The 23912-nt window shown below is 68.2% G+C and carries 24 protein-coding genes, 2 tRNA genes, 1 other RNA gene and 1 riboswitch; of the genes, 11 read left to right on the forward strand and 16 right to left on the reverse strand.

The annotated features are described in order from the left end of the window. Positions 1–83 precede the first annotated feature (83 nt). The 6 genes from AC3A5T_RS09000 to AC3A5T_RS09025 form a co-directional block, all read right to left on the reverse strand. Positions 84–1181, reverse strand: coding sequence for a zinc-binding metallopeptidase family protein (locus AC3A5T_RS09000; RefSeq protein ID WP_487628275.1), 1098 nt, complete (start codon positions 1179–1181; stop codon positions 84–86). A gap of 18 nt (positions 1182–1199) precedes the next feature. Continuing rightward, positions 1200–2030 carry a transglutaminase domain-containing protein gene (locus AC3A5T_RS09005; RefSeq protein ID WP_487628276.1) on the reverse strand — a complete coding sequence of 277 codons (831 nt, stop codon included), beginning with the start codon at positions 2028–2030 and terminating at the stop codon, positions 1200–1202. Between the two features lie 211 nt (positions 2031–2241). Further along, a tRNA-Val gene (locus AC3A5T_RS09010) sits at positions 2242–2316 on the reverse strand. 347 nt (positions 2317–2663) lie between these two features. Further along, positions 2664–3515, reverse strand: coding sequence for a hypothetical protein (locus AC3A5T_RS09015; protein WP_487628277.1), 852 nt, complete (start codon positions 3513–3515; stop codon positions 2664–2666). A 31-nt stretch (positions 3516–3546) separates the two neighbouring features. Continuing rightward, positions 3547–4173, reverse strand: coding sequence for a TetR/AcrR family transcriptional regulator (locus AC3A5T_RS09020; protein WP_487628278.1), 627 nt, complete (start codon positions 4171–4173; stop codon positions 3547–3549). An 11-nt stretch (positions 4174–4184) separates the two neighbouring features. Beyond that, on the reverse strand, positions 4185–4442 hold the full coding sequence (locus AC3A5T_RS09025; protein ID WP_487628279.1) for an acyl-CoA-binding protein: 258 nt from the start codon (positions 4440–4442) through the stop codon (positions 4185–4187). Between the two features lie 141 nt (positions 4443–4583). Here AC3A5T_RS09025 and AC3A5T_RS09030 point away from each other — a divergent pair, with 141 nt between their 5' ends. Beyond that, positions 4584–6572 (forward strand): SDR family oxidoreductase, encoded by a 1989-nt coding sequence (locus tag AC3A5T_RS09030; protein ID WP_487628280.1) that lies wholly within the window; start codon positions 4584–4586, stop codon positions 6570–6572. A gap of 22 nt (positions 6573–6594) precedes the next feature. Here AC3A5T_RS09030 and AC3A5T_RS09035 read toward each other — a convergent pair whose 3' ends face one another. From AC3A5T_RS09035 to AC3A5T_RS09045, 3 genes are all read right to left on the reverse strand, one after another. Then, complete coding sequence (locus AC3A5T_RS09035) at positions 6595–7512, reverse strand: restriction endonuclease (RefSeq protein WP_487628281.1); 918 nt, start codon at positions 7510–7512, stop codon at positions 6595–6597. Positions 7513–7708: 196 nt separating this feature from the next. Next, positions 7709–8311 (reverse strand): phasin family protein, encoded by a 603-nt coding sequence (locus AC3A5T_RS09040; RefSeq protein WP_487628282.1) that lies wholly within the window; start codon positions 8309–8311, stop codon positions 7709–7711. 71 nt (positions 8312–8382) lie between these two features. Further along, positions 8383–9612, reverse strand: coding sequence for a patatin-like phospholipase family protein (locus AC3A5T_RS09045; RefSeq protein ID WP_487628283.1), 1230 nt, complete (start codon positions 9610–9612; stop codon positions 8383–8385). An 87-nt stretch (positions 9613–9699) separates the two neighbouring features. Here AC3A5T_RS09045 and AC3A5T_RS09050 point away from each other — a divergent pair, with 87 nt between their 5' ends. After that, a complete protein-coding gene (locus AC3A5T_RS09050; protein WP_487628284.1) occupies positions 9700–10419 on the forward strand; it encodes a DUF8198 family protein in 720 nt (239 codons plus the stop codon). 1 nt (position 10420) lies between these two features. On the opposite strand, the gene AC3A5T_RS09055 is transcribed toward AC3A5T_RS09050, so the two are convergent. After that, on the reverse strand, positions 10421–10693 hold the full coding sequence (locus AC3A5T_RS09055; RefSeq protein WP_332077161.1) for a polyhydroxyalkanoic acid system family protein: 273 nt from the start codon (positions 10691–10693) through the stop codon (positions 10421–10423). Positions 10694–10798: 105 nt separating this feature from the next. Here AC3A5T_RS09055 and AC3A5T_RS09060 point away from each other — a divergent pair, with 105 nt between their 5' ends. Further along, the gene (locus AC3A5T_RS09060) at positions 10799–11602 is read left to right on the forward strand and encodes an FHA domain-containing protein (protein WP_487628285.1); all 804 of its coding nucleotides are present in this window, start codon (positions 10799–10801) and stop codon (positions 11600–11602) included. A 96-nt stretch (positions 11603–11698) separates the two neighbouring features. On the opposite strand, the gene AC3A5T_RS09065 is transcribed toward AC3A5T_RS09060, so the two are convergent. Both AC3A5T_RS09065 and msrP read right to left on the reverse strand, forming a co-directional pair. Next, positions 11699–12388, reverse strand: a complete 690-nt coding sequence (locus AC3A5T_RS09065; protein WP_487628525.1) for a protein-methionine-sulfoxide reductase heme-binding subunit MsrQ — start codon at positions 12386–12388, stop codon at positions 11699–11701. Beyond that, on the reverse strand, positions 12385–13353 hold the full coding sequence (msrP, locus tag AC3A5T_RS09070; RefSeq protein WP_487628286.1) for a protein-methionine-sulfoxide reductase catalytic subunit MsrP: 969 nt from the start codon (positions 13351–13353) through the stop codon (positions 12385–12387). Before msrP ends, AC3A5T_RS09065 begins: the two co-directional genes overlap by 4 nt. A gap of 132 nt (positions 13354–13485) precedes the next feature. On the opposite strand from msrP, the gene serC reads away from it, so the two are divergent. The 3 genes from serC to aroA are packed head-to-tail and all read left to right on the forward strand — an operon-like array spanning position 13486 to position 17067. Continuing rightward, positions 13486–14586, forward strand: coding sequence for a phosphoserine transaminase (gene serC, locus AC3A5T_RS09075; RefSeq protein ID WP_487628287.1), 1101 nt, complete (start codon positions 13486–13488; stop codon positions 14584–14586). Continuing rightward, positions 14579–15757, forward strand: a complete 1179-nt coding sequence (gene pheA, locus AC3A5T_RS09080; RefSeq protein ID WP_487628288.1) for a prephenate dehydratase — start codon at positions 14579–14581, stop codon at positions 15755–15757. Before serC ends, pheA begins: the two co-directional genes overlap by 8 nt. Beyond that, positions 15754–17067 carry a 3-phosphoshikimate 1-carboxyvinyltransferase gene (aroA, locus tag AC3A5T_RS09085; protein WP_487628289.1) on the forward strand — a complete coding sequence of 438 codons (1314 nt, stop codon included), beginning with the start codon at positions 15754–15756 and terminating at the stop codon, positions 17065–17067. Before pheA ends, aroA begins: the two co-directional genes overlap by 4 nt. 163 nt (positions 17068–17230) lie before the next feature. Here the strand turns inward: aroA and AC3A5T_RS09090 are convergent, their stop codons facing one another. Further along, positions 17231–17767, reverse strand: a complete 537-nt coding sequence (locus AC3A5T_RS09090) for an energy transducer TonB (protein ID WP_332077172.1) — start codon at positions 17765–17767, stop codon at positions 17231–17233. A gap of 82 nt (positions 17768–17849) precedes the next feature. Beyond that, on the reverse strand, positions 17850–18524 hold the full coding sequence (locus tag AC3A5T_RS09095; protein WP_487628290.1) for an energy transducer TonB: 675 nt from the start codon (positions 18522–18524) through the stop codon (positions 17850–17852). 137 nt (positions 18525–18661) lie between these two features. Here AC3A5T_RS09095 and serS point away from each other — a divergent pair, with 137 nt between their 5' ends. The 4 genes from serS to AC3A5T_RS09115 all read left to right on the forward strand — a co-directional run bounded on the left by serS (position 18662) and on the right by AC3A5T_RS09115 (position 21945). Continuing rightward, positions 18662–19942 (forward strand): serine--tRNA ligase, encoded by a 1281-nt coding sequence (gene serS / locus AC3A5T_RS09100; RefSeq protein ID WP_487628291.1) that lies wholly within the window; start codon positions 18662–18664, stop codon positions 19940–19942. A 123-nt stretch (positions 19943–20065) separates the two neighbouring features. Continuing rightward, complete coding sequence (locus AC3A5T_RS09105; protein ID WP_232135567.1) at positions 20066–21067, forward strand: LysR family transcriptional regulator; 1002 nt, start codon at positions 20066–20068, stop codon at positions 21065–21067. A gap of 97 nt (positions 21068–21164) precedes the next feature. After that, positions 21165–21254: transfer RNA gene (locus AC3A5T_RS09110), tRNA-Ser, on the forward strand. 181 nt (positions 21255–21435) lie between these two features. Continuing rightward, positions 21436–21945, forward strand: a complete 510-nt coding sequence (locus AC3A5T_RS09115) for a hypothetical protein (protein ID WP_487628292.1) — start codon at positions 21436–21438, stop codon at positions 21943–21945. 55 nt (positions 21946–22000) lie between these two features. Here the strand turns inward: AC3A5T_RS09115 and AC3A5T_RS09120 are convergent, their stop codons facing one another. Then, positions 22001–22498, reverse strand: a complete 498-nt coding sequence (locus tag AC3A5T_RS09120; RefSeq protein WP_487628293.1) for a hypothetical protein — start codon at positions 22496–22498, stop codon at positions 22001–22003. A gap of 74 nt (positions 22499–22572) precedes the next feature. Continuing rightward, complete coding sequence (gene mntP / locus AC3A5T_RS09125) at positions 22573–23166, reverse strand: manganese efflux pump MntP (protein ID WP_487628294.1); 594 nt, start codon at positions 23164–23166, stop codon at positions 22573–22575. A gap of 16 nt (positions 23167–23182) precedes the next feature. Then, a riboswitch (yybP-ykoY riboswitch) is annotated at positions 23183–23347 on the reverse strand. Positions 23348–23547: 200 nt separating this feature from the next. On the opposite strand from mntP, the gene ssrA reads away from it, so the two are divergent. Then, positions 23548–23901: a transfer-messenger RNA gene (gene ssrA / locus AC3A5T_RS09130) on the forward strand. Positions 23902–23912: the final 11 nt, after the last annotated feature.

Consider the following 23912-nt stretch of genomic DNA (forward strand, 5'->3'; position numbering starts at 1 on the left):
CGTCTCGCTGGCGAGACGTGATTGTGGTGCAGCGCGGCGTGTGCGTCCAAGTCGACGCGACGCATCGGATGCGGTTGCCGCCCTCAGGACGCGGCGGGCGTCGCCGGTCGCGCAGCAGCCGAGCGGCGGGCGCGCCGGATCAGGCCATGGATGTAGGCCATCTTCTCGACCACGGGCGGCGCGATCACGAACGGATAGATGTCCGGATGACCCATCGTGCGGTTGAGGCTGTTGATCGCCCAGGTCAATGGCAGCCAGGCATCGACCAGACGCTGGATGTCGGCGACGCGATGCGGATCGAACGACAGATCGGTTTCCATCGACGGATCGTCGGCCACGTCCGGTGCGATACGGATGCCGAACGCCGACGCCATCTCCAGCGTGTCGACGATGTGCAGATAGTGCGCCCAGGTTTCAGCCCAGTCTTCCCAGGGATGCATCGTCGCGTACGGGCTGACGTGCGCGGCCTGCCAGTCGTTGGGCGCGCCGTGGTCGTAGTAGAGCTGCAGGGCATCGCTGTAGCTGCGACGGTCGTCGCCGAACAACGCGCGGCAACGCGCGAGTTCGTCCTCACCGGCGTCGCGCACCAGCCGGTCCCAGTAGTAGTGGCCGATCTCGTGCCGGAAATGGCCCAGCAGGGTGCGATACAGCTCGCCCATCGCGATGCGCGTCGCCTCGCGCGCGGCGTCGTCTGCCTCGGCCAACGCGATCGTGATGTGGCCGTTGTCGTGGCCGGTCATCACCTTGGGGCCGCTCTTGGAATCGGCCAGGAAATCGAACGACAGCGGCTGCGGATCGCCGCTACCCGGCGCGGGCGTCGGCAACTGCAGACGCAGCAGGGTGTAGAACAACCGGCGCTTGGCCACCTCGATCTTCTGCCAGTCGGCGAGGCGCTCGGCATCGCCCAGATTGGGGATCGTGCGGTTGTGCCGGCAGGCGCGGCAGTAGCCGTGCGGATCGCTGGTGGGCAGCAGCCAGTTGCAGGCCGAGTGCGAGGCGTTGCGGCAGAACTTGAAGCGCGCCCCGGGCCGCGCGGGCGTGACCCATTCGCCGGCATCGAGATCCAGCGCCTCGAGCGTCAGCGTCTGCGGCAGGAAGCCCAGCGTCTTGCCGCATCGCAGGCATGCGGTGTTCTCGAAGTACAGCACCTGCTCGCAATGCGAGCATTTGAACAGTTGCATGGCGGGAGCGCTCCGGGATCAGGCCGCGTGGCCGAGATCATCGTCGAACGTGCGAGCGGTCTGGGATTCGAGATCGGCCCACACGCGCAGCGACAACGTGCGCAATGGACGATAGCTGGTCAGGAACGCCACGTCGGCAGCATCGCGTCCGTGCGCGATCACCACGCGGCCGCCGCGCGGGGCGGACTGGGTGGCGTCAAAGGTGTACCAGGCGCCGCCGAGGTAGGCCTCGAACCAGGCGTGCATGTCCATCGGCTTGAGGTCGTGCAGCCAGCCGACGACCATGCGCGCCGGAATGTCGAGCGCGCGGCACAGGGTGATGCCGACGTGGGCGAAGTCGCGACACACGCCCGCGCCGTGCGCGAGAGTGTCCTGCGCATCGGTGCTGGCGTTGCTGACGCCGTAGCGGTACTCGAGGTGCGCAGCGATCCAGCGACGGATCGCCTCGGCCTGGGCATAGCCCGGCGCGGCGTCGCCGACGACGGTGCGCGCCTGCTCCCACATCGCGCTGCGGTCTGACGGGCAGTAACGGCTGGGCAGCAGGAATTGCAGGGTATCGGCCGGCAGCGCGCCGGGATCGACCGCAGGCGCGTCGGGCGCGACCCGGATGTCCGGCGTGGTGTCGACGGTGGTGTCGATCCGAACGCGGGTCAGCCCCTTGGGCACCACGAAGCGCTGGCAGCGGTTGCCGAAGCTGTCGACGTGCTCGTCGAACCCGTGGCTGCGCTCGAAGCCCGAACGATCGTTGATGCGCCACTTCGCGACGCCGTCGCGCGGGCGCAGCATCGCGATGACCGGGCTGGCGGTATCGGTTTCGATCGAGAGTTCGCAGCCGGCCTGGACACGCATTGCGGGGGGATCTTCCTTGGAGGTGCGCCAAAGTAGGCGCGGGGTCGTGCAGCGGACGTGGAGAGCGCCGGTTCAACCGGCGCACGATACGTAGCGCAACACAGGGATGTGACCGTCGATCGCGGACGGCGAGGGAGCGCGTGCAGTGCTGGAACGCGCACGTACGAAAAAGCCGGCGCTCGGGCCGGCTTTCTCGCACACGCGTGGTGTCTGGTGGGCGGTACAGGGATTGAACCTGTGACCCTTGCCGTGTGAAGGCAATGCTCTACCGCTGAGCTAACCGCCCGGATCGTTCGGAGGGGCGGGCAAACTGCCTGGGCCGTCTCCGCAGCGCTGGACCCGCAAGGGGTGGCGCGATCGGGACGCGAATTCTACGGGTGATTCGGCTTGGCGACAAGCGGGTGTCGCGGGTGGATTGCGGGACGAGGTGCCACGCATTCGGCGGCATGCCGAAAACCGGAATCCGTCATCCCGGCGTATGCCGGGATCTAGTGCCTGTATGCGGTCGGAAACCAGTCGCGTCCCGGGCCAGCGTCGCTGGGCCCCGGCCTGCGCCGGGGAGACGGGTTCTGATGTGGCTGGCGAGTGTGAGCAAGCGAGGCCTTCGGCCCGTCATTCAAGCGACGCGATCCGTCACTCGATCTGCTCCGCCGCATATGCCGCGTCCAGCGCTTCCATCGCATCGGCCGGCTTCAACTTGGCCGCTTTCTCGTACGCGGCAGCCGCCGCCGCTTCCTGCTTGTCGCCGTGCAACAGCATCAGCACGTTGCCGTGCTCGATATGGGCGATCGGGGACTGCGGCGTGAGCTTGAGTGCGGTCGCGATGTGCGACTCGGCTTCGGCCGCCTTCGCGCCGTAGGTCAGGCCGCCAATCATCGCGCCGATCTTGTCGATGATCTCGGCGTGGTACAGCGCCAGCGCGGTATGCGCTTCGGCGTGCTTGGGCGCGAGTTCGAGCGCGGTGTGCAGCGAGTCGCGGACCTTGCCGGCGATGCCCTGCTTGAGCGCCTTGGCGATGCTCAGGCCCTGGCTGTAACGGCCCAGCGCGTAGGCGCGGCGGTAGTGGCTGTTGGCATCGTCGGGCAGCGCGGCGATCGCGGTCTCGGCGATCGTGGCGGCCTGCTCGTAGCGCTTGAGCTGTTCGGCCTCCGAGCTCACCAGATGCGTGGCGTGGATGCCCAGCGCCTTGACTGCCACCGATGCGCCGACGGGACCGAGCGCACTGCCCGCCTCGAAGGCGGTCTTGAAGTCGCCGGCATGGAACGCGCGCCAGGCGTCCTGCAATGCAGTCGCGAGCGCCGCCGCGTCGAGGCCCTTGGGTGCCGCCTTGCCGGCGGCATCGATCAACGCCTGTGCGCGTTTCGTATCGGGGAAGGGTTCGGCATCACCCGCGTGCAGCCGCGGCCAGGCTTTCTTCAGGGTGTCGCCGGAATACGCGAACGCGTCGGACGGGTGGTGAAAGGGCGCCCATGCGGACTTGGCCATCGTGGTCTCTCGAAGTGGCGCGGTCGCGCCGTCAGTGGGTGTAGGCCTGGACCAGCGCGTTGAGGTGCACGCGCTCGGCATCGCGCAGCGCAGGCGAGAGCAGCATCATCACCTGCACGATGCCCTCGCGGATCGCGACCTGTTCGTCGCGGTCGCCGCGTGTGGCGCTGTAGTTGAGCCAGAACGTGGCGACGACGATGAGATTGGTCGCCGCCGCGTCGATCTCGGCTGGTGAGGCGCGCAGGATGCCGGCGCGTGCGAGTCCCGCGATCACTGCGTGCGCGCGCTCGCTGGCTCGGCGCAGGATGCGCGAGAAGCGCACGCGCAGACGGCGGTTGCGGCTGAGGATCTCCAGCAGGTCGCGGTAGAGGAAGCGGTAATCCCAGATGCACTCGAACACCAGGTGCAGCTGCAGCCAGATGTCCTCCAGTTCCGGCAGGCGACCATCGGGCACCACGAGCGCGTCGTCCATGCGGGCCTCGTAGCCCGCGAACAGCTGCTCGATGATGTCGTCCTTGTTGCGGAAGTGGTAGTACAGATTGCCGGGGCTGATCTCGAGCTCGTCGGCGATGTGGTTCGTCGTCACCCGCGGCTCGCCCTGGGCGTTGAACATCGCGAGTGCGCAATCGAGGATGCGTTGCCGGGTGTCGCGGGCCATCGATGCGCGTGTCAGCCCGTGAGCTTGTCGACCAGCGCGATGTACTGCTGCATCGCAGCAGTCTTTTCCGTCCCGGACAGCTTGGCCCAGGCTTCGTACTTGGCGGTGCCGACGAAGTCGAAGAAGCCGGGCTTGGGACAACGCACGTCACCCTCCGATCCCTGCTTGTACAGCGCGTAGAGCCGCAGCAGCGTGTCGTTGTCGGGCCGCTCGTCGAGCGCCTGCACGCGTTGCGCCGCAGCCTCGAACGCCTGTGTCACGTCTGCCATCGTCACCCTCCCGAAAAGCCGGCCGCCATCACAGCACCGTCGTCGCGGCAAGGCAACCGGGGCCGATTGTGGGCGGCACGCGGCTCTGGCACCGTAGCCGCGGGAGGACGCCCGGCACCGCGGGCGCCGCGGAGGGATGCGATGGCTTACTTCGTGACGGGTGCGACCGGTTTCATCGGCCGACACCTCGTGGGCAACCTGCTCAAGCGCAAGGGCACGATCCACGTGCTGGTACGCAAGGACTCGAGAAAGAAGTTCGACGCGCTGGTGCGCGAACTCGGTTGGGATGCCAAACGCCTGTCGGTGATCGAAGGCGACATGACCGCCGCGCGTTGCGGCGTCTCGGCCGCGCAGTTGCGTGCGCTCAAGGGCAAGGTCAAGCACTTCTTCCATCTCGCTGCGGTCTACGACCTGACGGCGTCGCTGGACGCGCAGCGCAGCGCCAACATCGACGGCACCCAGCATGCGCTCGATCTCGCCGCCGCGATCGAGGCGGGATGCTTCCACCACACCAGCTCCATCGCCGCCGCCGGTCTGTATCCGGGCATCTTCCGCGAGGACATGTACGCCGAAGCCGAGGGCCTCGACGACCCGTACCTGCGCACCAAGCACGAGTCCGAAGGACTGGTGCGGCGCGAGACGCGCGTCAAGTGGCGCATCTACCGGCCGGCGATGGTGGTCGGGCATTCGAAGACCGGCGCGATCGACAAGATCGACGGGCCGTACTACTTCTTCACTCTGATCAAGAAGCTGCGCGACGTGTTTCCGCCGTGGATGCCGATGCTCGGCATCGAGGGCGGGCGCATCAATATCGTGCCTGTGGATTTCGTCGCCGATGCGATGGATCACATCGCGCACAAGCCGCGGCTCGATGGCCACACCTTCCACCTGACCGATCCCGAACCGCTGCGCGTGGGCGAGGTGCTGAATCTGTTCTGCCGCGCTGGCCACGCGCCGGAAATGACGATGCGTCTCGACGCGCGGATGTTCGCGTTCGTGCCGCCGTCGATCCGCGGCGCGGTGGGCGCGTTGCCGCCGGTGCGTCGCTTCGTCGGCATGCTGCTGCGCGATTTCCGCATCCCGAAACAGGTGATGAAGTTCATCACCTATCCCACGCGCTTCGACAACCGCGAGGCCGAACGCGCACTGCGCGGCAGCGGCATCGAAGTGCCGAAGCTCGAGGGCTACGCCTGGCGCCTGTGGGATTACTGGGAGCGGCACCTCGATCCGGATCTCTTCATCGACCGCACGCTCAAGGGCAAGGTGCGCAACAAGGTCGTGGTGATCACGGGTGGCTCGTCCGGCATCGGTCTGGCGACCGCGCAACGCGTGGCCGAAGCCGGCGCGGTGACGGTGATCGTTGCGCGCCGCGAGGAGGAGCTGTTCGCCGCGCGCGATGCGATGAAGGCGGCCGGTGGCAGGGTATTCGCCTACACCGCCGATCTGGCGGATCTGGCCGACTGCGACAGGCTGGTGCAGCAGGTGCTGGCCGAACACGGTCACGTCGACATCCTGATCAACAACGCCGGCCGTTCGATCCGGCGTTCGATCGAGCTGAGCTACGACCGGTTCCACGATTTCGAGCGGACGATGCAGCTCAACTACTTCGGCAGCCTGCGCCTGATCATGGGGTTCATGCCGTCGATGACGAAGCGCCGCAAGGGCCACATCATCAACATCAGTTCCATAGGCGTGCTGGCGAATTCGCCGCGTTTTTCGGCGTATGTGGCGTCGAAGGCGGCGCTGGATGCGTTCAGCCGCTGCGCGCAGGGCGAGCTGTCGGGCAAGGGCATCAGCTTCACGACGATCAACATGCCGCTCGTCGCCACGCCGATGATCGCGCCGACCAAGATGTACGACAGCGTGCCGACGCTCACGCCCGACGAGGCGGCGGGATTGCTGGTCAAGGCGATCATCGAAAAGCCCAGCCGCATCACGACGCGCCTGGGCGTGTTCGCGGCGCTGGTCAACGCGGTCGCGCCGAAGGCCTACGAGATCGTCATGAGCACGGCGTTCGAACTGTTCCCGGATTCGGCTGCGTCGAAGGGCGACCGCTCGGCGCTGCGCGACGAAACGCCGAGCCAGGAACAGATCGCGTTCGCCGCGATGATGCGCGGCGTGCACTGGTAACGCCGCAGGCAGTGCCGGCGCTTCAGAAGCTCCGGCACTGCAGGAAGCGGGTCTGCTGCCCGCTGTCGGCTGGCGGCGTGAGCTGCAGGCGCGACGAGGTCAGGTCGGGATGGCGCAGCACCAGGGCGCAGATCGCATCGACGCTGGCCTGGTCGTCTACGCGGGCGACGAAGATCTGCAACGTCGAACCGGTCGCCCAGATCGCACGGTCGACATCGGGCAGGGTGCCGAGCGCACGTGACAGATCGCTGCGCTGGGTTTCGATCGGCGCATGCGGCGGCGCTTCGATGCGGACCGGCGCGGCGGGTGCGGTGTCGGCGTATGGCGTCGCAGCGGCCGCGTTCGCAGCAGGCGCGGCATCCGGCATCGCCAGAAACACGGCCACGCCGGCCAGCAGCGCGAACAGCCAGCCGAGCAGCACGCGCTGACGGGCGACGGCGCCGGTCTTCGCACGGATCGCGTCGAGTTCGCCGGCCGGCATCAGATCGCGCAGTTCCGGCCACAGAGTGGCGCCGTCGAGCAGTTCGATGCGTTGCTTGCCGGCCGCGCCGCGGGCCTCGGCGTCGATCCTGCCCTGCGTCACCAGCAGGCCGCCGGCGGCGCTCTTGAGCAGTACTTCGCTCGACAGTGCCTGCACCGCGTTGCGACCCAGTACGTAGGTCGACGCGTGCTTGCACGACAGCAGCCAGCGCGCGCCTTCGCGTTCGAGCATGTAGTCGCGGTCGCCGGACAAATCTTCCAAATCCACCACCTGCACGTAGCCGCGACGGCGCAGCGCCTGCAGCACCATGCCGATGAAGCCCCGCCAGGAGATCGCCGAGAGCGCGACGATGCCCGCCGCGGCTTCGTCGCGACGACGCTGGAAGGTCAGGAAATAGAACGAGGCCGCACATCCGATGGCGATCGCCACTCCGATTGCGGCGATCCACTGCGTGGTCATGCCGGTGTCCGTGTCCGCTTGCAGGGCGGCAGGATACCCGAGCGCGACGCCCGATCCGCGTCAGATCGGAGCGGACCGTCGCTCGAAGCCCTCCCCCGCAAGCGGGAGAGGGTTGGGTGGGGGGCACACCATCAGAACTGGGACAACCGGTCGGCCAACAGGCGCCGCCGTTCCCCCGAGCCAAACTCCCGAACGATCAGCCCGCGTTCGCGGCCTTCTTCGTCGCGCGCTTGGCCGGCGTCTTCGCCGTCTTCGTGGCCGCCTTGCGCGGTGCCGCCTTCTTCGCAGGAGCCTTCTTGGCGGGCGCTGTCTTCGCGGCTGCCTGCGTCGCCTTGCGCGCCGGCGCGGACTTCCTGGCCTGCAGCGCCGCGGTCAACGCATCGACGCGCCTGCTGAGCGATTGCACATCGTCACGGCCCGGCACGCCGAGCTTGACCAGCGCACGCTGCACGCGGTCTTCGAACACCTTCTCGAGACGATCCCAGGTGTCGGCCGCGCGATCGCGGGTCTGGCCGACGCCGGTCTCCACCGCGTTGCGCACCGTGCCCGCACGCGTGTTGGCGTAGGCGCGCGCGGTCTTCTCCAGACCCGCGCCTTCCTTAATCAGGCCATCGAACAGGCGCGTGCCTTCGGCCTGCGCGCGGCCGAATGCGCCGACGCCGGCCAGCCAGATCTGCTGTGCGGACTCGCTGATCGACTTCGACAGTGCTTCGCCGCTGGCGGCATCGCCCTTGGCGGGCCTGGAACGCGGGGCGGACTTCTTCGTGGCTTTCTTCGCGGTCTTCTTGAACGTGGCCATCGGTGTCTCCGGACGTGGTGGACAGGACGATCGCAGCCTCATGCGGCGATCTGGAGGTTTCACACCAGCGCTCAGCGCGGTGGCATGTCGATCAGGCGTTCGACATCATCGAGCGCGCGGTGCAGGCGTGCGGTGGTTTCGGTGCGCCGCGTGCGCCGCGGCGGCAGGCCGTCGAGCAAGGTGCGGTCGACGTCGGCGAGGATCTCCGGACGCAGGCCGATGCCGTGCGCGCCGAGTACCGGTTCAAGTTCGGCCGCGCGGTTGCGCAGATCGTCCAGCGTCTGCCGGTACCCGAGTGCGCACACGCGATGGCGCGTGGAGAAGCTGAAGGCGTTGAGAAAGAACAGTTCCGAGGCGCCGTCGCCGGGCTCGAACACCAGCTGGTCGACATCCGGATACTGCTGCGCGTACTTCGCCAGTCCGACCTGCATGCGCGACTGCAGCAGGGTGCGGAAGGTCTGCGACAGCACCGCCGGCAGGCCGCCATCGGTCAACGGCCGGCTGCGGCGCTTGCGCCGCGCAGTACCCGCCGGGCGATCGGTGTAGGGCACCAGCGGGTTGAGCCCCAGCATCAGATCGATGTCGCGCTCCAGCAGCACGGACGCATGCATCGTGCGGCGCAGCGCGCCATCGACGTAGTCGCGGCCGCCGATGCGCACCGGCGGATACAGGCCGGGCAGGGCGGCGCTGGCCTGCACGGCGCGCGAGATCGGTACCGCTGCCAGATCGCCGCTGCCGAACAGCGCAGCTTCGCCGCTGTCGAGATCGACGGCGACCACGTGCAACGCCGCTTCCAGCGCACGGAAATCGTTGCTGCGGCCGCGACGCGAGAACACTTCGGCGAGGAAACGCTCGACGCCGCGATTGTCGAACACACCGGTCGGCACCGCACCGCCGAACAGCGCAGCCCGCGTGGCGCCGGGCAGCAGGCTGCGGCTCCAGTCCATCGCCAGGCGCGGCAGGCCGGCGATGCGGCGCGCGTACTCGCCGAAGGCCGGACGCAGGAAGTCTTCGGCGCGGAATTCCAGATCGTCGCTGTCGCCGGTGATGAAGGCGCGGCACATCTCCTCGACATCGAGCCGGTTGGCCAGGCCCGCAGCGAGAAACGCGCCGCTGCTGATGCCCACGTAGCTGTCGAGCCGGGTCAGGTCGAGACCGTCGAGCGCCTCGTCGAGCGCACGCAGCGCGCCGAGTTCGTACATGCCGCCGATCGGGCCGCCGCCGGCGATGGCCAGGCCGATCTTCGGTGCGCGGGTCGATGCGCGGGTGCGACGGTGCCGGGCGGGATGCAACGACAGCATGGCGAGGCCTGCAGGAGGGTCTGTCCGAGTCTAGCCAGCCGGTGTTGAAGGATTGCTCCAGACGCCGCCAGCGTCGAAGATGCGCCGATGACGGCATCCGACATTTCCGCCCGCCTCGCGCGACGGCTGGCGTGGCACCAGGCCCTGCATGATCCGGATTACGATCCGCGCGCCCGCTCGCACTGGCTGGCCGAACTCCGCCGCTGGCAGGCCGCGCGCCTGCGCGTGAGCTTCGCGCATTTCCTCGAAGATCCGACGCGCGCGCCCGCCGCCACGTTCTTCCTGGGCGACGTCTACGGCGATCGCGACTTCACCCGGCGCGATGCCGACATCGCCCGCATCCTGCCGACGATGCGCCGGTTGCTGCCTGCGCGCCTGCTGGAGACAGTGGCTGATGCGATCGAACTCGGCGCGCTGAGCCAGGCGCTGGATCTGCACATGGTCGAGGCCCTGCAACGCTTGGCGCCGCGGCGCCGCAAGCTCGACGATGCGCTCTACGCGCAGGCCTATCGGGACGTCGGCCGCGCGGGGCTGCGCCGGCGTCAGGTGCGGTTGATCGGCCGCGTGGGACGCGGCTTCGGCAAGGCCTTGAAGATGCGCGGCGTATCCGCGCTGCTGGCGTTCTCGCGCGGCCCGGCCCGGCTCGCGGGACTCACCGAACTGCAGGGCTTTCTGGAGCGCGGCTACGGCGCGTTCGAAGCACTGGGCGATCCGGACGCGTTCGTCGCCGAGATCGAGCGCGACGAGGGCGAGGTGTCGCGGCGTCTGTTCGCCGGACACCCCGCGCCGTACGCGCTCGACGACTAGCTCAGAACTTCTCGGACAGCACCCGGCGGATCTCGGCCTCGATCGGGCCCTGCATCGCCGACAGCAGGAATCCGAGCTTCGCGGTCACGTGCAGGCTCTGCGGCAGCAGCGCGATCGCGCCGTCGACGCCCGAGCGGCTGAAGTTCAGCGTGTCGCCGTCCCAGCCGTACTTCATGTCGAAGCGCTCGGAGAGCTTCTTGGCGACCGCTTCGACCGCGGTGCGGGCCTTGGCCGGCGACAGCGAGTGGGGATGGGTGATGTCGATACCAGCCATGCGAGGCTCCGCGGGTTGTCGTGGACGCGCATTGTGCGTCGCTGGGGCGCCGTGACCAAGTGACGGCGCGTGCAGCCGCGCAGCCTCGTGCTAGATTGCCGCCGCATGACTGCGCTCAAGCTGCGATTCCCCACACCCGACGAACCCGAACTGCCGCTCGACATCGGCGTGCACGGCATCGGCCGTGGGCGCGCCGGCGCACTGGCGCCGGTGGCCGACGGCGGCGAGCCGAGCGTGCGCTTCTGCGTCGATCGGCGCGGCGTGTGGCTCACGGTCAGCGAGGGCGTGCAGGGCGTGCACGTCAACGGCCGCCAGGTGCGGCGCATGGCGATGCTGCGGACGGGTGACGCGATCTTCGTCGACGGCCACGAGCTGCGGCTGGTGTCGACAGCGCCTGTCTCGGCGATCGCGCCGGCGCACGATTCCGACGATGCGGGCGGCGGCGATGCCGATCCCCGCATCGTGCTGCGCGGCGTCGGTGGTCGCTATCACGGCCGCAGTTTCACCCTCGACCGGCCGCGTCTGGTCGGCCGTCATGCCGAAGCCGACATCCGCATCGACGAACCGGGGTTCTCCGATCGCCATGCGCGCCTGGAACGCGTCGGTGCCTTCGTGCGGTTGACCGATCTGGGTTCCGCCGACGGCAGCGTGGTCAATGGCGAACCGACGCGCGACGCGGTGCTGCAGGCCGGTGACCAGGTCGTCTTCGACGCGCACCATCGTTTCGTCGTCGAAGCGCCCGCGCGCGCCGGCCACAGCGCCGGTTACGACCGAGCCCCCGAACCGCAGGCGCTCGTGGACGATTCACCGCAGCGGCGTGGCGGCGGACTGCCGCTGCCGTGGCTGTTGCTGGCGGCAGTGGTGCTGGCGGGCCTGCTCAGCGCACTGCTGCTGTTCGGCGCGGCCTGATTCCTGGAACACGGAGGACCGGCATGGGCAGTTTCAGCATCTGGCACTGGCTGATCATCCTCGGCGTACTGGCGGTGCCGGTCTTCGTGGTCGGTGTCATCGTCTGGGCGTTGCGACGCGGGCGCCGGCAGCGCTAGCCAAGCGCCGCTTCTGCACCGCCTTCCACACCCGCCAGCCCAGCAGCACCGCGAGAATGCCCGCGTACAGCGCAGGCTCGCGCCAGTCCGATTTCACGATCCACCAGAAATGCAGCACGGCGAGCGCGGCGATCGGATAGATCGCCTTGTGCAGCTGCCCCCACTTGCGACCTAGGCGCCGCATCCAGCCCTTGGTCGACGTCACCGCGAGGGGCACCAGCAGCAGCCACGCGAGGAAGCCCACGGTGATGAACGGGCGCCGCGCGATCTCAGTCGCGACCTGCGACAGATCGCCGACCAGATCCAGCGCCAGCCACACGCCGAAGTGCAGGCTGGCGTAGACGAACGCATACAGGCCGAGCATGCGCCGGAACCGAAGCGCCGCCGTCCAGCCGGTGATCTGACGCAGGGGCGTGATCGCCAGCGTGATCAGCAGCAGACGCAGCGCGCCGATCCCGAGCTCGTGTTCGATCGCGACCACCGGCTCGGCGCCGAGTACGTCAACGTTCGCGCCGCCCAGTACCTGCCACACGCGCCAGCCCAGCCACGCCAGCGGCGCCAGACAGATCAGATGCACCAGCGTCTTGGCGGCGATGATCGCCGGCGGTGTCGCCGGTCGGGCCGGGCGAACCGCCGGTGCGGCCTTCAGTACCACTTGCGCAGATCCATGCCCGAGTAAAGCGACGCCACCTGGTCGGCGTAGCCATTGAACGGCCGCGTGTCGATACGGTTGGCGAGCAGGCGGTTGCCGCTGCCGGCGATACGCCGCTCAGTCTTCTGGCTCCAGCGCGGATGGTCGACCGCCGGATTGACGTTGCTGAAGAAGCCGTATTCCGACGGCTGCAGATCGTTCCACGCGGTGCTGGGCATGCGTTCGACGAAGCGGATGCCTACGATCGACTTGATGCTCTTGAAACCGTACTTCCACGGCACGACCAGCCGCAACGGCGCGCCGTTCTGCTGCGGCAGCGTCTTGCCGTAGAGGCCGGTGGCGAGGAAGGCCAGCGGGTGCATGGCCTCGTCGATGCGCAAGCCTTCGCGGTAGGGCCAGTTGATAGAGCGGAACCGCAGGCCGGGCATCTGCTCGCGATCGGCCAGCGTGGTGAATGCGACGTACTTCGCGTTGGCGTTGGGTTCGAACTTGCGCAGCACCGAGGCCAGCGGCACGCCGCTCCACGGGATCACCATCGACCAGCCCTCGACGCAGCGCAGCCGGTAGATACGCTCCTCGTTGGCCACGCCGCGCAGCAGGTCCTCGAACGACACGCGCCCGGGCTTGGCGCACTCGCCGCCGACCTCGACCGTCCACGGCGAGGTGCGCAGCGTCTTGGCCGCGCGCGACGGATCGCCCTTGCCTGTGCCGAACTCGTAGAAGTTGTTGTAGCTGGTGATGTCCTCGAAGCGCGTCAGCGGCTCGTCGGTGCGGAACCCGCTGCGCGCCTGCGCGGGGGTGACACGCGTGGTGGAGGCCGGCGGCGGCTCGGCTTCGGCGCACCCCGCGAGGGTGAGCGCGGGCGCCGCTGCCATCAGGGCCAGCAGGCGTCGCCGGTCGCGATAGACGGCCTCGTCGGTGACTTCGGACGCCCGGATCCGCAACGCATCGCGCAATGACATGTGGGACTCCTCGGCGCGGCGCGCCTGCTGTGGACCAGTGACATACGTTGCCAGCGCAACCATCGGATGCACGTCAAACTGTTGCGCTGCGGCATACTTGCCGGCCCCGAAATCCGTTCCGTGGAGTGTTCAATGGCGCGTGCTTACAACTTTGCCCCGGGACCGGCGGCCCTGCCTGAAAGCGTGCTGAAACAGGCGCAGGCGGACATGCTGGAGTGGGGCGATGCCGGCGCGTCGATCGTCGAGATGAGCCACCGCGGACCGGAGTTCATGGAGGTCGCCACACGGGCCGAAGCCGATCTTCGCACGCTGCTCGGTGTGCCCGATGACTACGCGGTGCTGTTCCTCCCGGGCGGCGCGACGACGGCCCAGGCGCTGCTGCCGCTGAACTTCGCGAACCAGGGCGACACGGTCGATTACGTCGTCACCGGCCACTGGGGCAAGACCGCGCTCAAGCAGCTCACCCCGGCGGTGTCGGTGAACATCGCCGCCAGCGGCGAGGCCGACGGCTACCGCACGATTCCCGCCCGCGACTCTTGGCGACTGACGCCGGGCGCGGCCTATGTGCACATCACCGCGAACGAGACCATCCACGGCGTCGAGTACCGGCCGGCCTGGGGCGAAACCGCGCCCGACACCGGTGATGTGCCGTTGTTCGCCGATTTCAGTTCCAGCATCGCGTCCGAGCCGATCGACATCTCGCGTTACGGCGTGATCTACGCCGGCGCGCAGAAGAATCTCGGGCCCGTCGGCATCTCGGTCGTCATCGTGCGCCGGGCGCTGCTCGAGCGCGCCGGGATGCCACGCGCCGACATCTTCAATTACGGCTCGCAGCTCGCCAACGACTCGATGCTCAACACGCCGCCGACCTGGAACTGGTACGTGGCCGGTCTCGTGTTCCGCTGGATGCTCGACGAAGGCGGCACAGTGGAATTCAACCGCCGCAGCGACGAGAAGGCGGCGCTGCTCTACGGCGCGATCGACGGCTCGGGCGGCTTCTATCGCAACGACATCGATGCCGCCGTGCGCTCGCGCATGAACGTGCCGTTCTTCCTCGCCGACGAAGCGCGCAACGCCGCGTTCCTCGACGGCGCGCGCGAGGCCGGCTTGATCGGTCTTAAGGGGCATCGCGTGCTCGGCGGCATGCGCGCGTCCATCTACAACGCGATGCCGGTGGACGGCGTCCGCAGCCTCGTTGCCTACATGCAGGATTTCCAGAAGACCCATGGCTGACTCGAAGAAGAAGACCCCGGTGGCCGCGCAGGCGAAGAAGCCGGCGGGCACGAAGGTCGACGCGGTGAAGGCCGCTGCCACCGCAGGCGTCGCCAGGCCCGATCTCGATGCGGTGCGCGCACAGATCGACGGTATCGACCGCCAGATCCAGACCCTCATCGCCGAGCGCGCGCAGTTCGCGCGCCAGGTCGGCAAGGCCAAGGGCAAGCTCGCCGCGGCCGTCGACTATTACCGGCCCGAGCGCGAGGCGCAGGTGCTGCGCCGTGTCGTCGACCGCAACGACGGCCCGCTGTCGGATACCGAACTCGTGCGCCTGTTCCGCGAGATCATGTCGGCGTGTCTCGCGCAGCAGGAACCGCTGAAGATCGGCTATCTCGGGCCGGAAGGCACGTTCTCGCAGCAGGCCGTGCACAAGCAGTTCGGCCATTCGGCCAAGGGCCTGCCGCTGGCGAGCATCGAGGAAGTGTTCGACGAGGTCGCCGCCGGCAATGCCGATTTCGGCGTGGTGCCGGTCGAGAATTCGGGGCAGGGCACGATCCAGTCCACGCTCGACATGTTCCTGACCTCGCCGCTGAAGATCTGCGGCGAGGTGGAACTGCGCGTGCACCAGTACCTGCTGTCGCGCACTGGCCGCATCGAGGACATCGAACGCGTCTATTCGCACGGCCTGTCGCTGGCGCAATGCAAGCAATGGCTGCGTGAGAACCTGCCGGGTGTCGAAAAGCACGCGGTGGTCAGCAATGCCGAGGCCGTACGCCGGGCCAAGAAATCCGACGATGCGGCGGCAATCGCCGGCGAGAACGCGGCGCACGTCTACGGCATGCAGGTGCTCGCCGGTCCGATCGAGGACCGCAGCGACAACACCACGCGCTTTCTGGTGATCGGTCGCGGCGCGTTCCCGACCTCGGGCAACGACCGCACGTCGCTGATGGTCTTCATCCGCGACCAGCCCGGCGCGCTGTACCGCATTCTCGAGCCGCTGGCGCGTCGCGACATCAGCATGAATCGCATCGAATCGCGTCCTGCGCACGGTGCGCTGTGGCAGTACGCGTTCTTCATCGAGGTCAACGGCCACGTCGACGAATCGCCGCTCAAGGACGCGCTGGGCGAGATCGACGCGTTCGCCGGCGAGGTGCGCGTGCTCGGTTCCTACCCGGTCGCCGTGCCGTGAGCGAGGCGTCGTGGATCGCGGCGCCGGGCGCGCCGCTGCGTGGTGAAGTGCGGGTGCCGGGCGACAAGTCGGTCTCGCATCGCGCGATCATGCTGGCCGCGCTCGCCGACGGCACGTCGCGCATCGAAGGTTTTCTCGAAGGCGAGGACGCGCGTGCGACCGAAGCGATCTTCCGCAGCCTGGGTGTCGCGATCGACACGCCGGCGCCGGGTGTGCGCGTCGTCCACGGCGTCGGCATCGACGGCCTGCGCGCGGCTGAAGGTCCGCTCGACTGCGGCAATGCCGGCACCGGCATGCGTCTGATCGCCGGTCTGCTCGCGGGCCAGGCCTTCGACAGCACGCTGGTCGGTGACGCATCGCTGTCGAAGCGACCGATGCGCCGCGTCACCGAGCCGCTGGCGCAGATGGGCGCCCGCATCGACACCGGCGACGGCGGTGTACCGCCGCTGCACGTGCACGGCGGCACGCCGCTGACGGGCATCGAATTCGACAACGTGCTCGCCAGCGCGCAGGTGAAATCCTGCCTGCTGCTCGCGGGTCTGTACGCCGATGGCGAGACCATCGTGCACGAACCGCGGCCGACACGCGATTACACCGAGCGCATGCTCGCCGCATTCGGCTTGCCGATAGAGTTCGCACCGGGCATCGCGCGTCTCAGTGGCGGGCATCGCCTGCGCGCGACGGACGTGCGCGTGCCGGCGGATTTCTCGTCGGCCGCGTTCTTTCTCGTCGCCGCGTCGATCGTGCCCGGTTCCGATCTGCTGCTGCGCCGTGTCGGCATGAACCCGCGTCGCACCGGTCTGCTGCACGTGCTGCGCCTGATGGGCGCGGACATCGTCGAATCCGGAGCGGGCGAGGAGGGGGGCGAGCCGGTCGCAGACCTGCGTGTGCGCTACGCACCGCTGCACGGCATCGACGTGCCCGAGGCCCACGTGCCGGACATGATCGACGAATTCCCGGCGCTGTTCATCGCCGCGGCCTGTGCCTCGGGCGTGACACGGGTGACCGGCGCGCACGAACTGCGGGTCAAGGAGTCGGACCGCATCGCGACAATGGCCGCAGGCCTGCGCGCGCTCGACGTCGAGATCGAGGAAGCGCCCGATGGCGCGACGATCACCGGCCGCGCGGATGGCGTCGGTGGCGGGCGCGTCGACAGCCATGGCGACCACCGCATCGCGATGTCGTTCGCGATCGCCGGCCAGCGCTCGCGCGGCGAAGTCGTCATCGGCGACACCGCGAATGTCGCGACCTCGTTTCCGGGATTCCTGGAGCTGGCGCAGACTGCCGGCTTCTCGATGCGCAACGCCTGACGCCCGAATCGAGCAGGGCTTTTGCGGGAGCGCGCTTGCGCGCGATGGGCGGCGCCGATTCACCAATCGCGCGCGCTTCCACAGGTTCCGGATCGTCCAAAGAAAAACGCCCGCATTCGGAAGATGCGGGCGTTGCGTTTTCAGCGCGTTTCGGACTGCGTGATCAGCCTGCGTCCTGCAGCGTGAACTCGATCGGCACGCGGACCGCGCTTGCGGTCGGCTTGCCGCCCTTGATCGCCGGTTCGAACTTCCAGTCGCGCACCGCCTGCTGCGCGGCGCGATCGAGGTCGCGTGAACCGCTGCGCTTCTCGACGGTCACGTCCGTGGCGTTGCCGTTCGCGTCCACCTGCACCAGCAGGATCAGCGACCCTTCTTCGCGGCTGCGCGCGGCGGCCGGCGGGTACGGGATTTCCGGCTGCGCGACCGGGCGGGCTTCGCGATCGGCGGGGCGGGCGGGCGTCGTGTCGGCGCGTGGCGTGGTGCGGGTCGCAGGCTCTCGTTCGGCGGGCGGCGCGGCCGGGTCGTCGATGACCGGCGTCGGCGGCAACTCGGGCGTGTCGGTGGTGCCGCGCTGGGTCAGCGCATACCAGCCGAGTGCGACGAGCACCACGAGCAACAGGATCCACACGAGCGGGCTGGAACCCTTGCGCGGCGGTTCCTGCGGCGGCGGATCGATGGGACGCTGCACCGGGTCGTTCATGGCCGCACCTCCTTACCTGAATGGGTGCGGCGAGCGTCCCACGCAGGATGTGGACGCGATGTGCAGTGCGAAAGCGCCGTGCTCAGCCGCCTTCGGGCGCGAACGAGAACGGAATCCGCAGCTCGCCGGCGACCGGCTGGCCATCTCGCATCGCCGGTTCGAATCGCCAGCGACGCACTGCGGAGACGGCCGCGCGATCGAGACGTCGATGCTGGCTGCTGCTGACGACGTCGACGCCCTCGACGCGACCATCCGCGCCGACCTGGACCCGCAACAGCACATCCCCACGCTCGCCACGCCGCATCGATGCCCGCGGGTATTCGGGCTGCTGGGTGGAGACCGGGCGCGGCACGCTGCTCGGCAGATCGGCGGCCGCGGTCGTGACCGGCGGGGCGGGCGCCTGGTCCACGGGCGCTGCGACAGGTGCGGGCGGCGGCGCGCTCTGCGGCACGTGCGCATCGATGCGCACCGGCGTGCGCGTGTCCTGCGAACTGGCGTAATCGAAACCCCGATCGGTGCTGCCGGCGGCGGGCAACGGCGCGGGCAGGGGCGTCATCGCGCGGTCGCCGGCGACTGCCGGAATGTCTTCGCCATCGCCACCGGCATCCGTCGACGGACGCGCCAGCCACAGCAGCGCGAACAGCAGCAGACCGGCGACGCAGCCCCCGGCCACGAACCACCACGCGCGTCCGCTCGGCATCACGTCGCGCAGCGTGCGGCGCAGGCGGACGGACAAGGGCGGGGACGAAGCGGACATGGCGGGCTCCTCGACGTGGCGCCGCATTCTTGCACACGCTTTCGCGCCGACTGTTCGGCGCGCGGACGCAGCGGGCGCGCCCCGCGGGAATCCGGGCGATAATGCGGATTCCGTTATCGATAAGCCGAAGCCCCGCCATGCTCGATCCCAGCCTTCTGCGCCAGCACGTCACCGATACCGCCGCGCGCCTGCGCGAGACCCGCGGGTTCGAACTGCCGGTATCGCGGATCGAATCGCTCGAAGCCGAACGCAAGCAGATCCAGGTGCGCACCCAGGAACTGCAGAACCTGCGCAACACGCGCAGCAAGGCGATCGGCCAGGCAAAGGCGAAGGGCGAGGACGTCGCGCCGTTGCTGGCCGAGGTTGCGGGGTTCGGTGATGAATTGAAGGCCAGCGAAGCACGTCTGCTCGAGATCCAGGCCGATATCGAAGCGATCGTGCTCGGGGTGCCGAACCTGCCCGATGCAGGCGTGCCGGTGGGGCGCGACGAATCCGGCAACGTCGAAGCGTCGCGCTGGGGCAGCCCGCGCGCGTTCGATTTCGAGGTCCGCGACCACGTCGCGCTCGGCGAGCGCCATGGCTGGCTCGATGCCGAGACGGCAGCCAAGCTCAGCGGCGCGCGTTTCACCGTGCTGCGGGGAAAGCTCGCGCGCCTGCATCGCGCACTTGCGCAGTTCATGCTCGATCTGCACACCAACGAGCATGGCTACGAAGAAACCAGCGTGCCGCTGATCGTCAACGCCGACACGATGCGCGGCACCGGCCAGCTGCCGAAGTTCGAGGACGACCTGTTCGCGACGCCGTTCGGCGACGAGACGCGGTATCTGATTCCGACCGCCGAAGTGCCGTTGACCAACATCGTGCGCGACACGATTGTCGAGGCCGATCGCCTGCCGCTGCGCATGAGCGCGCATTCGCTGTGCTTCCGCTCCGAGGCCGGCAGCCACGGCCGCGACACGCGCGGCATGATCCGCCAGCACCAGTTCGAGAAGGTCGAGATGGTGTCGATCGTGCGCCCCGATGACAGCGACGCCGAGCTCGAGCGCATGACGCGCTGCGCCGAAACCGTGCTCGAACGGCTCGGCCTGCCGTACCGCAAGCTGCTGCTGTGCACCGGCGACATGGGCTTCGCCGCGCGCCGTACCTACGATCTCGAAGTCTGGCTGCCGTCGCAGGAGACCTATCGGGAAATCTCGTCCTGCTCGAACACCGGCGACTTCCAGGCGCGGCGCATGCAGGCGCGCTGGCGCAATCCCGAGACCGGCAAGCCGGAACCCGTGCACACCCTCAACGGGTCGGGCCTCGCGGTCGGTCGCACGCTGATCGCCGTGATGGAGAACTACCAGCAGGCCGACGGTTCGATCGAGCTCCCCGAGGCGCTGCGGCCGTACATGGGCGGCCTGTCGCGCATCGACTGACGCCGCCTCGGCTGCATCGTCGTCCTATCTGGAACGAGTGGCAGCGGTAGACGCTGTCTGTTGCGAAATTGGAATAAAGGTGATGGAATATCGCGGATTGTTCTGATAGCGAGGTTCCCCCACATGCAGGATCTCAACGATCTGTACTACTTCGCGATGGTCGTCGAGCACGGTGGCTTCGCGGCTGCCGAACGTGCGCTCGGCATTCCGAAATCGCGCCTGAGCCGCCGGATCAGCCAGCTCGAAACCGAGCTCGGCGTGCGTCTGCTGCAGCGTTCCACGCGTCGGTTCGCGGTCACCGATGTCGGCCAGAGCGTCTTCCGCCATGCGCAGTCGATGCTCGCCGAGGCGACCGCCGCGCGTGAGGTGGTCGACCGCCTCAGCGCCGAGCCGCGCGGACTCGTGCGCGTCAGCGTGCCCGTGAGCATCGCCCAGCAGTCGATTCCGCAGATGCTGCCGGAGTTCCTCGCGCGCTACCCGCAGGTGCGCGTGCAGCTGCACGTCAGCAACCGCCGCGTCGACGTCATCAACGAGGGTTTCGACGTCGCGGTACGCGTGCGTTCCAAGCTCGACGACGACGGCAGCCTGGTGATGCGCAGCTTCGGCCAGATCCAGGAACTGCTGGTCGCCAGCCCGGGTTATCTCGACCGCATGGGCCGCCCGAAGGATCCCGACGAGCTCGACCAGCACACCACGATGAGCATGGGCGAGGACGAGGTGAAGCAGCGCTGGGACCTGCAGGCCAACGATGGCACCACGCGCCGCGTGGAGCTCAAGCCGCGCGTCGCCGGCTTCGATTTCCCGATGCTGATGGCGCTGGCCAAGCAGGGCCTCGGCATCACGATGCTGCCCGAAACCCTGTGCGCCGAGGCCGTGCGCAACGGCGAACTCGAAGTCGTACTGCCCGACTGGCACCTGCCGCAGGGCATCGCCCACGCCGTGTTCGCCTCGCGTCGCGGCCTGCTGCCGGCGGTGCGCGTCTTCATCGATTTCCTCGCCGAGAAGCTGCCGCCCCTGATCGAGGCCTCCAGCCTCGATTGCCGCAACTGCGAGAAGAAGCCGATGCCCGGCGCCATCCCGCCCCCGCGTATCTCCACCGCCGCGGTGCGTGCGACAATGGCGTAATCGCGCCACGCCACGCGATCACGCGTGGCGTTTGTTTCGACGTTTGGCGGCCAGCCGTAATCGCGTCAGCGGCGCAAGTGATGAAACGAGACACATCGGAGAGATGGCCGAGTGGTTTAAGGCAGCGGTCTTGAAAACCGCCGAAGGGTCAAACCTTCCGTGGGTTCGAATCCCACTCTCTCCGCCAATCTCGTCCCGCACTGCATACGCGACGTTGCTGCAGCTGCATCTCGCGACCCGTCTGGCCTCTTCCCATGTTCCGTTTGTTGCCGCCACGCGGTGACGGTAGCTGCTGTTTCGCCAATCGGCGCTTGCGTTCTGCCGCCGCTGGAATGCGACAGGACAATCTGCAGCTCAGGAGGAGCGACATGAAGCGCACGGAATCAGTGTGGATCGCGATCGCCGTGATGGGTGCGATCGGAGCAGGTGTCGACTGGAACGAGGTGCGCCGTGGATACGATGCCGCGCGCGCATCGCATGCATTGCCGGTCGCGGCGCCATCCAGCCCGCCGGCCGGGTCATCCGCGTCGACGGGCGCATCGCCACCCATCCTGGATTCACAGCCGCCTCTTACAGGCGTCGATCAAAGCCAGACTGTGTCAGCAGAGCAGGGCGCCTCTCCCGCGAACACGAAGCGCCTGCTCGCACGCGCACTGGTGCTCGACCATCTGCGCAATCCCGCCACGGCCGAGTTTCGACACGAGCGGGTATTGCAGAACGGCGAAATCGTCTGCATGGAGGTCAATTCGAAGGATGGCTTCGGCGGTGATGTCGGCTACACGCAGGCCGTGGTGATTTCGCGGCCCGGCGTCGCGCCGGTCGTCTGGGTCGACGACGCGCGCCAGCACGTCGCGCGCGCTGCGTGCGAAACGGCGTAGTCACAGCTGGATCCGAAGCGTCAGCCGAAGCTGGCTGCCGTGTCGATCGCTGCGCTCAGCTCATCGCAGCCGGGTCGCCGTACGGCAAATGCAGCGCGCCCGCGTCGCGCAATGCGGCCTCGGCACCTGCCAGCGTGTCGCCCTCGCCATCGATCACCACCAGCACGCGACCTGCTTCGATCTCGCCCTCGAATTTCTGTCGGATCGGATCGGGCAGGGAGGCGCCGACCAGTGACGATGCCCAGGTGCCGACTGCCGCGCCCCCGAGGGTCGTCAACGCGACGCCCGCGAGTGTCAGCCCGAGCGGCGGCACTGCGACCGCGACCAGCCCTGCAAGCAGACCCGTCGCGCCACCGATGCCTGCACCGCGCACGGCGGCGTGCTTGAAGTCGGTCGGCGCTTCCTTCTGGTGTTCGGGCATTGCGTCGAGTTCGACATCACCGCGCGCGATGAGCGAGATGTCGTTTTCGGCGATGCCCGCTTCACGTGCGGCACGGACCGCTGTTTCGGCAGCTTGCAGGGACGGCGTGCTGTAGACGCGACGGACTTTCATGGTCGGCTCCGTGCCTGGCTGGCGTGGCGCGAGCATCGGTCCGCGCGCGTCAGGCGACCGTGAATCGACTGCAGTCAGCCGATCCCGATACCGCCCGCCTTGCCCGACAGGTGCTCGTAGAGGATCACGCTGCCGATGACGATCAGGATCAGGCCGCCGACGATTTCCGCGCGTTTGCCGACGATCGCGCCAAGTGCGCGGCCGAGCATGATCCCCGTCGTCACCATGACCAGCGTGCAGACGCCGATGACGGTCGCGACCAGCAGGATGTTGACGTCGAGAAAGGCGAGGCCCACGCCGACCGCCATCGCGTCGATGCTGGTGGCGAAGCCGGTCGCGGCGAGATTCCAGAACCCGTGTGGGCGTGCGTCGCCTTCGGCATCGTCGGGCGCGTCCTTGCGGAGGCCGGCGAGCACCATGCGGATGCCGAGCGCGCCGAGCAGCACGAATGCGATCCAGTGATCCCACGCGGTGACGTAGGACGACGCTGCGAGGCCGAGCGCCCAGCCGATCAGCGGCGTCACGCCTTCGATGACGCCGAAGATCGCGCCGGCGCGCAGCGCTTCGGGAAACCGCGGCTGCTGCATCGCCGCGCCCTTGCCGACGGCGGCCGCGAATGCATCGGTGGACATGGCGAAGCCGATCAGGACGATCGATAGAAAGGACATGCGGCAACTGCTTCGGGTCGGGCGGAGACGATGCACGGCACGCCGGCACGCCCAACCTCCGTAGCGCCGATGCACCGCTGGTCTCGCCTACCTGGACTGGTTGCCTGCACCACGATCATGCGGATCGAGTGTGTTGATGCAGGCGCTTCCGCGATGCGGAAGCCGGCTACTCCCCAAGGGGACGCGCATGCTATCAGCGCGCTTGGAACAACGCACACGTATAGCAGATGACATGATCGCGAGGGTCGCCGGACGTGCGTTGCACGCAGCGATCACGATGCGGAAAGCGCAGGTGAACCGGAAGCGCGGCGCACCGTGTCCGTAGTTGAGATACGCCGCATCGGCCCTATACTGGCCGGGTCAGAGCGACTTCTGACTCCCGGGGGTGCCCAGGCTTCGACGGGGGTTGCGAAATTGCCTGGTGCATGCCGAGGGGGCGACTTTCCTCGTTAATCCAGTAGCAAACTTTTAGTTGCCAACGACGACAACTACGCTCTCGCCGCTTAAGGCGTAAGCCCCGAACCTACTTGTGCCCGTGCTCGTAGATGTAGGGTCATTATCACGGAACCGGCTGTGATGGCTGCCTGTCAGTCACGGCTTAACCAAAGCAGGCTGGTCCTGGGGTGCGCTTCGCACACCGTGCTGCCACAGGGCGAGATCCAACGGTGAGCTAAGCATGTAGTACCGGGGATGGAGTGCCTTCGGACGCGGGTTCGATTCCCGCCACCTCCACCATATGTCGAGAA

The organism is Luteimonas sp. Soil_C_16 (genome assembly GCF_057657295.1).